The sequence below is a fragment of the Dissulfurimicrobium sp. genome (assembly GCF_049968175.1).
GTDB classification, from domain to species: domain Bacteria; phylum Desulfobacterota; class Dissulfuribacteria; order Dissulfuribacterales; family Sh68; genus Dissulfurimicrobium; species Dissulfurimicrobium hydrothermale.
Genome location: NZ_JBMFRG010000022.1, coordinates 1 through 13,444, shown reverse-complemented (window position 1 = coordinate 13,444; position 13,444 = coordinate 1). Strand labels below are relative to the sequence as shown.

Below are 13,444 nucleotides of genomic sequence, written 5' to 3'. Positions count from 1 at the left end.
CCGCCAGTTGGCGGCTAAGTCGGAGCGTGGTGGATTAAAAAGCCCATTTACCTCAGAGGGCAAGAGATACTTTTTTGATGTCGGGACCGCTGATGAGATGGGGGTCTGTTACTCATGCCATCCAGGCGGTGGGCCTGCAGAGGGCATCGTTCAGGCAAACGGAACGGTTATTCCCTATACGGATCCGACTCTCAAGCCTGTTCATACCTATGATAGGGATTTCTACGATTACAGCCCGCATGCCACTACAGAGGCATTGAATAGCCAGGCGTCAATCAGCGATACCATAGCTGCAATTGGTGCGCCCAAGGCGCACGACTGGCATCAGTCAGGCGTCATGGAGGCGGACTGCCTCCTATGTCATATCGATCCTCAGAGTCCATATGCACTGAAGGCTGCGGATGGGCTAAAGGCCCAGCCGTTCAGGCCTAGGCTTATGATCTTTGCATCCAGACAAAACGGTCAGGTGCAGAGCATCTCGCTCGGCATGCCGTTAAATTATGGGCTTTTTAATGAATCGGCCTTTTCCTATACCAACGATCCCCAGAGGATGTCCAGGCCGACGAAGATGTTGGCCCTTGACATGTTGCCGCCAGATGTCGTTGGGCAAATGATGAAGATGTGGACAGACGGGCTCAAACAAATAGAAAAAAGCGGGATAAGCCTTCCTTACGCCCTTTACGGCCCGAATGTCAACAAGATATGGACATCAACCGGTATAAAAGGCGCCTATTGTCCAAACCCGGCAGGGCCTGCGGATGAGGCTGCCAGGCTTGCAAACGCCGCTGGCGCCATAAACCAGCTCTTTTCTCAACTCCTTGGATTCATGCAGTCCAAAGGTCTTATCTCGTCAAGTGCCACCATGAACGACATGATGGCCCTATTTTTTAACGATTTTATATATGGTTACAAGATAAAGGACCAGATGGGCAACCTCCTTCCCATACCTGTTCCTTTAAGGGCGTATGAGCCAGGGAAATTCTATACCGACTGGGATGACTGTAATGCCTCTGTAAGGGATTATGTGAGGGCCCCGCTTATCGAAGGTGAAGGCATTCCTTACTCAGGCAAGGTCGGCATGGGCTGGGGGGCGGCCATGTATGCCGTGCAGAGGGCTATGCAGGGGGATAGCCGCTATATCACCCCTGCCGGGACCCCGGATGTGGCTGCAGTTATGGCCGATGTGCAAAAGGGTGTTATAAGTCAAAGTGCGATCCAGCCGGCCCTTCATGAGTATTTGCCCAACTTTTTCTATATGATGCCTACAGCGGGTTTAATGGGGTTTGATCTCAATCAGGACGGCGTGCCCCTTACTTATGTGCGTATTGACAAGAGCGGCGGGAGCTGGCAGGCGAAGGCGTATTGGAACACAGCAGACCTTGGGGATGGATATCTCCGCATAGACATGTTTGGAGGTCCTAAAGATATAGGCTCATACAAGTGGGTCAATATATGCGGCCAGTGCCATGTGATGACCAAAGATCACGGTAACAGCGAATGGAATTACGCCCGTACCTACAACCTCGGGATGCCTGCCGACTGGGTCAAAAATGGCCAGTATGTCAATTTCACCAACGATATAGAGGCGTCCGGTTATGATGTTCATATGTCATCAAAGAAGATGGGTTGCGGATCGTGTCATCTTAGGGCGGTCGGTACGGTAGAGGATAAGCATAATTTCTTGAAGGGTACCGATACCGCTCACATGGTCAGCAACGAGCTTGACAATAATCCGAAACCGAAGACATGCGAGTATTGTCACCTTTCGGGCGGTGATCCGCAGGCGCCTAATCCTACCGCCGCCCATGAGGAGAAATTCGGCGAAAATACAGGCCGTCACATGGCTGAGATCGCCTGCGAGACATGCCATGTGCCGTATAGAAGGACGTGGCGTTTCAGGACATTTGACGACACCATGGGATATTTCAGCAATTTTGACAACCGCATGGGTTACAATATACTCCCCGGCGGTGACGGCAAGATGGCTGCCTATCCGCCCGAATATGCCCTGTCCCCTGTCTATGGGACGTCTCCAGGGTACGGCATACCGCACTTCAATATGCTATCACAACATATAGACGCAAATGGTGGTGGCGTGGTGCCCATGGACTATGTCTCACAGATGGTGGACTACTTCAACATGAGCGGCTCAGCCGATCCAGGTCAAATTGTGAACGGCATGCCTACGAATCCTGGCTTTGATTTCTGGCGTTATTTCTATGAGGCAAGCCTGAATCAGTACAAGGCCATGGGTGTCCCGTTGAACTATGACCCGGCCCACGACAATGAGGTATTTCCGCCTCTATACTATGCAAACTCAAGAAACGGTTATCCGCAGATAGTGATTGGCAATCCGATTACTATCATGACATGGGTTGACGCCAACCCGCAGCCGGATCACGATATGAGTGATCTGCCATACGGCGGGGCCAAGGTGCTCTATCTAAGGGAGATAAATGCAGCTATACAGGCTTATATCCCGCCGCTCCAGGTCGGGGCTGTTGATCCAAGGACGCTTGCAGGCATCCCGCCGAATGATCCCAACTGGGCAAGGAACCCAAATGTGGGCAAGATCATTCTAAAAGACAGCGGCTATGTCATATTCGACCATACCGGAGACATGTATCCCGATCTGTGGTGGGACGAGGATGTGCGCGCCATGCAGCAGGCACTAGTGAAGGTCCTGAAGGCAGAGGGCGAAACAGATCCCAAGCCGATCATCTTTGTGGCCGCCCATTATTTCTCCGATTCGCACGGGGTTCAGACAAAGGAGAAGGCATTGGGCGCAAGATCCTGCTTCGACTGTCATGGGGATTATACAAAAGATCCAGGTGCGCACAGGATTACCGACAGGATTATCACTTATGTGCCGTGGGCCCCACCTTGGTTCAGGGATGATAATCGTGTCATGAAGTATGACCCGGCAAAGGGCATGGTCCCGGCCAACCCGAATGGCCTCTTCATAGTTGACGGCGAGGTGGCCTACATTCAGCCGCAGCAAGCCGACAACTTGAGCGTACTCGGCGCCAAGGCCCAAGACGTCTTGGCCCTTAGTAAACATCATGCAGAGGAGCTCTTCTATATAACGAGCGAAGGCAGCGTTCGCGGTTATGATATAACCGAGATCAACGATCCATCGAAATTTACCCCGGATGAGCTGGCCGCAGAATACGCCAAACAGGTGGTAAATGGCCCTTGGTCGGACAAGCTCTATTTCTATATACCCGAAGATCTGAAGCCCGAGCTTTCAGAGTGCGGTTTTCAGCCGCAGGCCGAGTCTGTCTACCTCGACGGCATCGGCCTTGCCGATGCCTATGTGCTGAGGTTGGGGCTTAATACCGCGGAGAAAAAGGCCATGATCGTTAAACTGCCTTTCACTGGGGCACAGCCGGAGATCTGGACCAAGGTTGCAGGCGATACCGTATTCAGGAAAGACGCAAGCGCAGCTATTGTAGGGTATTCGAGTGCCTATGTAGTAGCGAAGGTCAATCATCCTGGCGAATTTGTCTGTGTTGAACATGGCCTTGTCTCAGGCACTAACTCCGATCTCTGGAAACCATTCATAAAGAAATAGCAGCTACTGAATGGAGAGAGGGTGATTGTCTAAAGACAGGGCGGTTTCAATCGCCCTGTCTTTAGTGTGCGCACCCTGCTGCAGTCTTGACACAGGGGTCGTTGGCTGGGTCTGGGGAGGCCGCATTGTGGTTGGTTTTATTTGGGGCCTTTGATTGCGTGCGTCATCTTATTTTTCGCAGCTGCATCATGCAGTTTTATCTATAAGGGATCCAGATGATTCGGATCCTTTTCTGCCCTTCTCTGTAAGTTTTTTTTCTATCTCTTGTTGTGTGAATACCATTACCACTTTATCTGATGCCCTGTCGCTTATCTCCAATACAAGCTCCCCATTTTCTCTATTTATGCGCCATCGCGTCTTGTATTTCCTTGTGGATTTTAGGCCGTCAGGTAAGATGTTGGCGATAAGCCCAAACCCTGCTTCATGCATGAAATCCTTGAAACCATTGTCTGGCCTTTTGTCCATAGGCGTCTGAAATGTCCCTCTTGCGCTTTCTTGGACAGGCTTGATGTCTCTAGGTTCTTTCTTTTCAGACCTTATTTGTATCAGAATGGCGGGATTTGCATTGGTTGGATCGATGCCTTTGTTATCCATGGCGACCTCTTACAAGGGTTTTTTATTATTATCGCCACAATCTGGATAGATGTTTAAAAAGTGGTTTTAGTGCCTTAAGATTTCAAGAATAGATATCTAAGCGATATTAAAGAGTTATGATGTCAGTTTATAATCTTGAAGATACGGTCAAGCCTGGGCCTAAAGTCATCGGAATCCCAAGACCAGTAGATGATCAAGGCCTTTCCCCTTACATCTTTTAAAGGGACAAAACCCCAAAACCTGCTGTCGTAGCTCTGATCCCTATTGTCTCCCATGACAAAAAGACTATCCTTCGGGACGATTATAGGCCCCATATTGTCCCTCGGGCTGACAGAAGCCGGGAGTATCCTTGGGTCTGTATGTTGCACCCCAGGTGGGTCGGGATATAACCGGCCGTTTACATAGACCTTTTTATTTATTATCTCTACAGTATCGCCTCCTATGCCGATCACCCGTTTTATAAAGTCCTTTGACGGATCAAGCGGATATATGAATACGATTACATCGCCCCGCTTCGGTTTTTCTCCTTTTATCCAGAGCGTTTGAGTAAAAGGGTTTCTGACACCATAGATAAATTTGTTGACCAGCAAATGATCGCCGACCAAGAGGGTCTGCATCATGGACCCGGATGGTATCTTGAAGGCCTGGATGACGAATGTCCTGATTGTCAGCGCAAGGATAAGGGCGATCAATATCGCCTGGATATATTCCCATACAGCCTTGCCCCAGTGTTCGCCCGACTGTTTTGTATCGATTGAATATCTTGTTGATTTCATGAATTTTTCATATTAACTTAATATTTGATGAATGCAAGCCGTCATGATTGATTGCTATCGGTCTCGCCATACCCTAGGTTGTAAGCAGGTGGTGAGTCGTTGCCGAAAACGGAATAATGTTTTGTTTTTAAGGAGGATCCCTGATGTTTAAAAAAATTATATTTGTTCTGTTTCTTGCATCCTTTTGTTTGACTGCAGCTGGTTGTAATACCATACATGGGCTGGGCAAGGATATAGAAAAAGGGGGCGAGGCTATTCAAAAATCTACGAGATAGCTCGTGCATATCTTTATCTTTCAAGACCTTGCAAAAAGATCTTGCCTTTTTCGCAGACAGGCGGGGCATGCAGCGGGGTCCAATTTCGCATTACAGGGTCGCTGAAGTCTTTGTGGCAATTAAAGCACAGGCCTACATATAGTATTCTTGTAATCTCGTTTCTGTTAAAGGGTCGCAGATTCGGTCTTGATGTATGAACCAACGGCCTTCCGGCAAGGCCCACGAAGGCATCTAGGGGGTGACTGATACCGCCTGATGGTGCGGATGACAAGGCAGGGCGGAAGCCCCATGTGCCATTTCGGCGGATGAAAAGATTTCCCTCGCCGAGCCCTAGTGCCCTTGGGTCTTGGTGGCATTCCTTGCAGGTCCTTGCCTTTTTCTGTGTAGTATGCGGGTCCATCCACGAAATGGTGAGTCTTGTGAAGTCCTTTTTCCATTTCCCCCTTTCGTCCAGAAAGGATGCGAAATCTTGTCATCCAGGCACCAGGATCACCACCTTGTCCTGGTCTGTACCATCCTTCTTTTCTTCCATTATGCCAAGAGACGGTGCGTCAAGGCGCATGAAGCCCTTGAACTCCTGCCATAGACCAGGGGTATTTTTATTTACTACTTTGTCAAGCTGTGGTTTTGCCTTCTCATTTCTCACATGGCATCCAAAGCACTGAGGCACCCATGTGCTGTGGCAGGCCTGACATGAAAGGCGCCGGTGAACCGGGTGGTTGCACGCCGTCTGGTCAGGATTTTTTAAAGGATGGAGCTTTTTGTCATTTTTGCCTAACAGGAAAAAACGGCCATCTTTGGACTCGATGTTCAGTCTGGGATGCAGGGGGATCTTGTCACCCTTTGGGTATAGTTTTTCATCATCGGATTTATTGATTTTGTACATATATTCCAGGGCCTTTTCGTCCCCGTGACACAGAGAGCAATTTATCTCAAGCTGGTACTCCATGTGCGGCCTCTGCACACCGTCTCCCATGGTCTCTCTCTGTGTGTGGCAGTCGATGCAGATAAGACCTGCCTTGTGATGGACGTCTTCAGGGAGATCTTGATAAAAACGGCCGTCTTCCAGGACTTTGTTGTTTGGATGTCCTGCCTCAAGAGGGGCGCCGTAGCCGTCGGTTTCATAAATGCCCTGATATGAAAGCCCGATCCGCCCGCTGCGGTTGTGGCAACGCACACAGTTTTCCATGGGGATGGACCTGGTTATATATGGGTGTTCCTGTCCCTTTTTTATATCTTTCGGCCCGGGCACAAGGTGACAGGCCGTGCACCCTCCACCTTTGTGTTTCAGAAAATAGGGCAGGGTTCTTCTTTCAACCCAGAGATGGCAGCTCCCGCACAGCTTTCTGAAGTAATCGGTCGCAGGTGAGTCGAACCCGGTTTTTTTGAGATATTCTACGGTTATCGCCTCGTTGTGGTTTTTGGTCTCGCCCCAATAGTACCTAAGTGTGCTTATGATCCCGCGGTTTGTGGCCATCAATGAATTCTTGACCCAGGCGGCCTCCCGCGGGTGGCAGCCCTCTTGTCCGCAGGTCTCTCCGACGTATTTCAACTCGCCGGGGTTTAGGACCATGCCCCTATGGGCATCGAATACGTCGCCTGAAAGTGGATTACCCATATGGCATACGGAACAACCAAGAACCTCCCGACCATGCGCCTTATCAGGTGTTTCCTTGTGGCAGCTGAGGCACATTTCCACCCTGCCGCCTGAAGTGCGGCTGACGGTCACCGCCTTCCTTGGGATATCTTTTCCACCCATTTTCTTTTCTGGGCGTGCAAGTGCTGCAAGGCCGAGGATGATCAAGACCACGGAAAGGGTGGTAATGCACACAAAGAATGTCTTTTGAGACAGGTTGCGGCACATGTCATTAAATAAAAAAAATAAAAAAGGCCGGGTAGACCCGGCCTCAGAGGAATTTTGAAAGATTAAGCAGCGAATGCCTTCTCAAGGGGCGGAACCATCTGTTTTTTACGGCTCATGACCCCCGGAAGCCACACAGAATTGCCTTCAAGCTTCTTGCCGAATGCCTTTTCGACTATTGAAGGGTCGTCGGTCACGGCCAAGAGCTCTGTCCCTTCTTTTTCCATGGTGTCGGTAAGCATCAAAAATACACTGTGACGATTGCCGTCCACCTTCATCTTCTTGAGGTTGTCCATGATGGCACATTTGAGGTCATTGCTGACCTGGCTCAAAGAGACCAGTTCGAGTTGACCTATACCCACGGTCTTGCCGCTCATATTGAAGTCTTTGTAGTCTCTGTGGATTAGATCCATTGGGGGTACGCCTTCCACTGAACTCTTGGCCTTGGCGAGCTCTAGACCTAATGCCTTGATGTCGGATATACCGGCGATCTTGGCAAGGGCCTCTGCGGCGGCCTTGTCGGCATCGGTGCAGGTTGGGGACTTGAAGAGCACCGTATCGCTAAGGATGGCCGATAGCATGAGCCCAGCCACCTTCGGATCAATCGGCTTTTTGTAAAGATCGCTGTATAGACGATAGAGTACGGTACCAGTGCAGCCTACTGGCATGGCACAGAAAAAGATCGGGCTTGCTGTGGTGATGTCGCCGATCTTGTGGTGATCCACTACTGCCATAAGTTCCCCCTTGTCCCAGTTGTCGGGCGCCTGTTTGATGTCGCTATGGTCCACCAACATGTACTGTTTGCCCGCTACGTCGGTCATAAGTTCTGGCATGGGCACGCCGAATTTTTTAAAGGCGAGTTCGGTCTCTGGATTGGGGTCGCCCTGGCGGCATGGAACCGCGTCTACGCCAAGCATCTTTTGCAACGCTGCAAATGCGACAGCTGAAGTTACGGAATCTGTATCCGGGCTCTTGTGTCCTAAAACATAAACTGGCATTTTAAAACCTCCTTGATTTTTTATTTCTTCACCGCCTCTTTGAATATCCAGAGCGGAGTTTATTAAAAGGATAAAAACATATTTCATTCTTTCTGTATCACAACCATCCATCTTTGCCAAGCCTTTTGTCGTTATGATTTATGTCAAAATGAATTTCGCCTCAATAAAACAAACCGATTTACTACGTCTTTTTAGGTTGTTTGACATGACAAATCCGCGGTAGGCTGATATACTAATAAAAATTTTGTCCGATATCCGTTCATGGCCTGGCGGGTCCCACATCCCTGTTTGCGGCGATGGGCGTCCTGTCCGCAAGCCTGTCTGCCGACTGACAGACCAGACTTGATCGGATCAGTGGTGCAAGGAGATTTAAAAATCAAGTTTCTTTTGTGCGTTATAGAATCAGGAGGTGGCTCTTTATGAAATTTTTTATCGACACCGCAAACCTTGATGAGATAAGAGACGCGGTCGCGCTTGGCATGGCCGACGGAGTCACCACCAATCCGTCGCTTATAGCCAAAGAGGGGTGTCCATTTGAAGAGAGGATAAGGGAGATATGCAGTTTGGTGAACGGGCCTGTCAGTGCAGAGGTCGTCAGCACTGAGGCGGGGGGTATGATAAAGGAGGCCCAAAGATTGGCTGTGATATCCCCCAATATCGTTGTCAAGATCCCAATGACCACGGAAGGGCTCAAGGCAACACGGGAGCTTGCTGGTCAGGGCGTCAAGACAAACATGACATTGGTCTTTTCCCCGCTCCAGGCACTCCTTGCCGCCAAGGCCGGCGCCGCATATGTAAGCCCGTTTGTCGGGAGGCTCGACGATATTGCGCAGACGGGTATGGAGCTGGTGGCGGACATCATACGGATATTCGACAACTATTGTTTTGATGCCGAGATTATCGTAGCCAGCGTAAGAAATCCCGTTCATGTCCTTGAGGCGGCGAGGCTTGGGGCCGATATCGCAACGATACCGTATAAGGTGATAGCGCAGCTTGTTTGTCACCCGCTGACAGACGCCGGCCTCAAGAAATTTTTATCCGATTGGGAAAAGGTTCCGAAAAATTAAATAACAAACAAGAGGAGGATGTTCGCCTTGATGAGGTCTTGGCTAAGGATAGGTTGTCTTTCGATGATCCCTTTTCTGAGTGGTGTTTTTGCGGTTCTTTGCAGTGTTGGTGTCGGCCATGCGGACGGGCTGTATTGCTTTAGAGACGAGCGCGGGGTGATGCATTTTACGAATGTGCCTACGGACAGCAGGTATAAACTTATCGCCAGATACAAAAACATTACAGTGAGGGGCGCAATGGTCAGCTCGGTATCTAGGTCGAGGATTAGTCTGGCTTCATTGAATGGGGTTATTTCCAGCGCAGCCAGGAGTCACAATCTTGATCCAGCCCTTATAAAGGCCGTGATAAAGGCTGAGTCGGGTGGCCTTGCCGATGCGCGCTCCCAGAAAGGGGCTATAGGTCTCATGCAACTCATGCCTGATACCGCGGCAGAGCTGTATGTAGCAAATCCTTTTGACCCTGAGTTGAACATATGGGGGGGCGCCAAGTATTTGAGACAGATGATCGATAGATTTGGCGGCAATATCAGATTGGCTTTAGCTGCATATAATGCAGGCCCGGCCAGTGTAGAAAGGTTCGGGGGCGTCCCGCCGTTCCGCGAGACAAGGGAGTATGTGGACAAGGTCTTGGCGTTGTGGCGAGGCATGCAATAGGGATTGAGCGGTTGTTTATTGGTTATTTAGAATCAAAAATAAAACGTCTAGATTTTATGTTGATGAGGAGACCGACGCCTATCATGGTTGTTATCACAGATGAACCCCCATAGCTTATCATGGGGAGGGGTATGCCAACCACAGGCATGAGCCCGGTCACCATGCATATATTGATTACGGCCTGCCAGAACAGCATGGCCGTAATGCCGAAGGCCAGGAAAGATCCGAAGCGTTCCTTTGATTGAGAGGCTATCTGGAGCCCCCTTGCGATAATCAGGAAATACACCGAGAGCAGTATAAACGCACCGATGAATCCCCATTCCTCGGCCCATATGGAAAATGCGAAGTCTGTATGGACTTCAGGCAGAAAGTCGAGATGGGCCTGCGTCCCGGCCATATAACCCTTGCCGAACAGCTGGCCTGAGCCAATAGCGATCTTGGATTGGATGATGTGATAACCCGATCCCAGGGGATCGGACTCGGGATTCAGAAATATCTTTATTCGTTCCCTTTGATAGGGTTTCATCAATTTCCACGCGAGCGGTGCAGCAGCAATGCACGCTGTCGCAATGGTCAATATGGACGTCCAGCGTAGTCCGGCTACAAGTATTATGGATGCCATTATAAGCAGCACTAACAAGGCGGTGCCGAGGTCGGGCTGGCGGAAGATCAGAAAAAACGGCACTGCCATCAGTAAGGTGGGTCTTATGAGGTCTTTTATGCCATAACTGGGTTTTTCGTTGTGATAGAAATAGCTGCTGACCACAATAACCGTGCTCAGCTTGGCAAACTCTGATGGTTGTAGATTGAAGAACCCAAGTGGGATCCATCTCTGTGAGCCGCTTACACTTTTCCCAACAAAGATGACCAAAAGCAGCAACACAACCGTCAATATATATATATGTACGGCGTGTGATGCAAGCACCCTGTAATCGAATATGATGCACAGGAGCATAAACACGGTGCCGGCTGCATACCATTGGGCCTGTTTCCATTGATAATAGGAGTCCGCGGTACTTGCACTGTTTAGGTTGATAACCCCGATGATCATGATGATGGCCATATATCCAAGGAGCCACCAGTCAAGATGCAGAAACACTTTGCGATCAAACATGTTTGACCTCTATTATCCTTGATGGGCTGGAGCAGGATCGAGCCCGGCTGTTCGTTCGGGGCTATCTTGCGGCCTTGGACCCTGCATCTGAAGCCAGCGTTCGATTATTGCACGGGCTACTGGGGCGGCGGCCGACCCGCCGTGACCGCCGTGTTCTATGAGGACGGCTATGGCTAGCTTAGGTGCTTCGGCAGGGGCATAGGCTACAAACCAGGCGTGATCCCTGTATTTCCAATTCATCTTTTCGTCCTCCTTGCGTTTGGCTTGTCTGATCACCTGCGCTGTACCCGTTTTCCCTGCGATCGTTATGCCTTTTATCCTACATACCTTTGCAGTCCCCCTGTCGTCCTCCACCACACCTATGAGTCCGTTTTGGATAAGCCGAAGGTTTGATTCAGAAACAGGGATGATACCCTGTTGATCCTTTTTAAAGCGGGCTTCGATAGTTCCGTCCGGCCCCGTTATCTTTTCTATATAGTTCGGCCTGTAAAGGATGCCGCCGTTCGCCACCGCAGCAATCAGGCGGGCCATCTGAATAGGGGTCACAGTGTTGTAGCCCTGGCCTATGGAGATGCTCAGGGTCTCGCCCTCATACCATTTGCTCTTGAACCTCTTTTTTTTCCATTCGGACGAGGCGATCGTGCCCGCGGCCTCATTGGGGAGATCGATCCCCGTCTTTTCGCCCAATCCGAATAGTTTGGCATATTTTGCTATCTTATCGATACCCAATTTCAGACCGACATTATAAAAGTACACATCGCACGATTCGGCAAGCGCCCTATAAAGGTTTGTGGAACCGTGCCCCTCTTTTTTCCAGCATCTGTAATCCCTGTTGCCGAACTTAAAGAATCCGGGACAAAAAAAGGTTGTGTTTTCATTTATAACATTTTCTTTCAGGGCGGCGGCCGCCATGACTATCTTGAAGGTCGATCCCGGTGCGTAAGTCCCCTGGATGGCCTTGTTGAAGAGCGGCCTATAGAGAGGGTCGTTCAGCGCCTTCCACTCCTCGGTCGTCAGGCCTTTTGCGAATATCCCTGGGTCAAAGCCCGGGCTGCTCACCATGGCGAGGATCTCCCCTGAGTTCGGATCGAGAACTACTGCAGCGCCTATTTTGTCTTTCATCGCCTCTTCAGCAGCCATCTGGAGGTCGAGATCGATGGTGAGATAGATATCATCCCCTGCTTCAGGCGGCGTCTCCTCCAATTCTTTTACAAGGCCGCCCTTTACATCTACTTCGACGATGCGTTTGCCGGGTACTCCAGCCAGTTCGCTGTTGTATCTACCCTCAACTCCGCTTTTGCCGACCATATCTCCTGGTCTGGCACCTGGATAGAGGTTGTTTTTTATATCGTCTTCGCTGATTTCTCCGAGATAGCCTATGAGATGAGGCGCTACCGGGCCATATGGATACTCCCTGCCAGGCGCTACATCTATAACAACCCCGGGCAGATATATGAGCCGTGCGCTTATCTTGGACAGGGTCTCCCAATCTATGTCCCTTTTTATTGCTATCGGCATATAAAGGGGCTGTTTTGACCCTTGATAAAGACTTGCCCGTATATCGGCTTCGTCTTCACCGAGGAGCCCGGCGAGCCTTGTAATCAGTCCTTCCATGTCCCTTACGTCTTCGCGCACGATGCAAACGTTGAAATAAGGTTTTACGCCCGTCAAGATACGACCGTTTCTGTCGAACACCCTGCCCCTCGGCGCCTGGATGCGCAGTACCCTCAGGCGGTTGCTTTCAGATTTTGCCCGCAGCTCATCGCCTTTATATATCTGTAGGTACCAAAGGCGCGAGATCAGAATCATAAAGACTAATAGAAGCAATAAGGTGCACCTTTTGTACCTGCCCTCGAAGGCATTCATGTCTTTGTCGAATTGCTTGATGTCGAAGATGGTACGAGGAGGTAATCTCATTGTTGTTGGTCTTTCGTTTTCCTCGTCGGGGCAAGGTGATTAAGCGCGGATATCTTCTCAAAAAGAAAGAAGTATGCAGGGCTTAAGACGCCGTTTAATATGGACTGCAGGATCCCCCAGGGCCAAAAGAGGCCTGCATTGCCGCTGCCCGTCAATAACACGGTCAGGCATATGGCGCTTATGAATGCCACAAGCACCCCCCGTTCCCAGAGATGCGGAGCGATTATATGTTTCAAGATATAGCGAATTATTATATACCCTATGGTGAAAGAGATCAAATAGAGGCCTTTTGACATTATTGTAAAGGCTTCGGCTGTAAGGCCGAGACCAAACATTGCGATAAGGCCTCTTGATGGTGGGATTTCGATCCCGCACCAGACCACAAGGGCAAAGAGCCCGTCAGGGCGTATTATGCCTGTAAATAAGGAAGGCCAGACAACAGTTTCCGTCAGGATAAGGATATAACCGGTCGCCAGTGTCAAAAATATGTTCAATGAAGACCCTCCACCAGCGGCTTCCCTCTGATCTGCACCAGCACATCTTCGGCCTTCTTTAGCCCGGCTGCCGGTTTGACGGTCACGGTTTGAAAGAGATCGGAGCCAGATGCCTTATCA

Annotated in this window: 12 protein-coding genes; 4 read left to right on the top strand and 8 right to left on the bottom strand. The window is 50.1% G+C overall.

Features of this window, described 5'->3' with window-relative positions:
* The first annotated feature begins 7 nt into the window (after window positions 1-7).
* Complete coding sequence (locus ACP5SG_RS04260; protein WP_428122272.1) at window positions 8-3,574, top strand: cytochrome c3 family protein; 3,567 nt, start codon at window positions 8-10, stop codon at window positions 3,572-3,574.
* Between the two features lie 186 nt (window positions 3,575-3,760).
* Here the strand turns inward: ACP5SG_RS04260 and ACP5SG_RS04255 are convergent, their stop codons facing one another.
* Window positions 3,761-4,168 carry a hypothetical protein gene (locus tag ACP5SG_RS04255; RefSeq protein ID WP_237889164.1) on the bottom strand — a complete coding sequence of 136 codons (408 nt, stop codon included), beginning with the start codon at window positions 4,166-4,168 and terminating at the stop codon, window positions 3,761-3,763.
* Between the two features lie 122 nt (window positions 4,169-4,290).
* A complete protein-coding gene (gene lepB, locus ACP5SG_RS04250) occupies window positions 4,291-4,944 on the bottom strand; it encodes a signal peptidase I (protein ID WP_237889165.1) in 654 nt (217 codons plus the stop codon).
* 143 nt (window positions 4,945-5,087) lie between these two features.
* On the opposite strand from lepB, the gene ACP5SG_RS04245 reads away from it, so the two are divergent.
* Window positions 5,088-5,219, top strand: coding sequence for an entericidin A/B family lipoprotein (locus tag ACP5SG_RS04245; protein ID WP_237889166.1), 132 nt, complete (start codon window positions 5,088-5,090; stop codon window positions 5,217-5,219).
* A 13-nt stretch (window positions 5,220-5,232) separates the two neighbouring features.
* Here the strand turns inward: ACP5SG_RS04245 and ACP5SG_RS04240 are convergent, their stop codons facing one another.
* The 3 genes from ACP5SG_RS04240 to ACP5SG_RS04230 form a co-directional block, all read right to left on the bottom strand.
* Window positions 5,233-5,619, bottom strand: coding sequence for a hypothetical protein (locus ACP5SG_RS04240; RefSeq protein WP_424661210.1), 387 nt, complete (start codon window positions 5,617-5,619; stop codon window positions 5,233-5,235).
* Window positions 5,620-5,691: 72 nt separating this feature from the next.
* Window positions 5,692-7,050: a hypothetical protein gene (locus ACP5SG_RS04235; protein ID WP_424661209.1), complete on the bottom strand. Its 1,359-nt coding sequence runs from the start codon at window positions 7,048-7,050 to the stop codon at window positions 5,692-5,694.
* A gap of 95 nt (window positions 7,051-7,145) precedes the next feature.
* The gene (locus tag ACP5SG_RS04230) at window positions 7,146-8,078 is read right to left on the bottom strand and encodes a manganese-dependent inorganic pyrophosphatase (protein WP_237889169.1); all 933 of its coding nucleotides are present in this window, start codon (window positions 8,076-8,078) and stop codon (window positions 7,146-7,148) included.
* Window positions 8,079-8,497: 419 nt separating this feature from the next.
* Between ACP5SG_RS04230 and fsa the strand changes: the two genes are divergently transcribed.
* Window positions 8,498-9,145: a fructose-6-phosphate aldolase gene (gene fsa / locus ACP5SG_RS04225; protein WP_237889170.1), complete on the top strand. Its 648-nt coding sequence runs from the start codon at window positions 8,498-8,500 to the stop codon at window positions 9,143-9,145.
* A 30-nt stretch (window positions 9,146-9,175) separates the two neighbouring features.
* A complete protein-coding gene (locus tag ACP5SG_RS04220) occupies window positions 9,176-9,799 on the top strand; it encodes a transglycosylase SLT domain-containing protein (protein ID WP_237889171.1) in 624 nt (207 codons plus the stop codon).
* 22 nt (window positions 9,800-9,821) lie between these two features.
* Here the strand turns inward: ACP5SG_RS04220 and rodA are convergent, their stop codons facing one another.
* Genes rodA through ACP5SG_RS04205 form a run of 3 tightly spaced genes read right to left on the bottom strand, consistent with a single transcriptional unit; the run spans window position 9,822 to window position 13,324 of the window.
* Window positions 9,822-10,913, bottom strand: coding sequence for a rod shape-determining protein RodA (rodA, locus tag ACP5SG_RS04215; protein WP_428122259.1), 1,092 nt, complete (start codon window positions 10,911-10,913; stop codon window positions 9,822-9,824).
* 12 nt (window positions 10,914-10,925) lie between these two features.
* Entirely contained in the window at window positions 10,926-12,830 is a 1,905-nt protein-coding gene (mrdA, locus tag ACP5SG_RS04210) for a penicillin-binding protein 2 (protein ID WP_428122256.1), read from the bottom strand.
* Window positions 12,827-13,324, bottom strand: coding sequence for a hypothetical protein (locus ACP5SG_RS04205; protein ID WP_237889174.1), 498 nt, complete (start codon window positions 13,322-13,324; stop codon window positions 12,827-12,829). The genes mrdA and ACP5SG_RS04205 overlap by 4 nt, the downstream gene beginning before the upstream one ends.
* Window positions 13,325-13,444 lie beyond the last annotated feature (120 nt).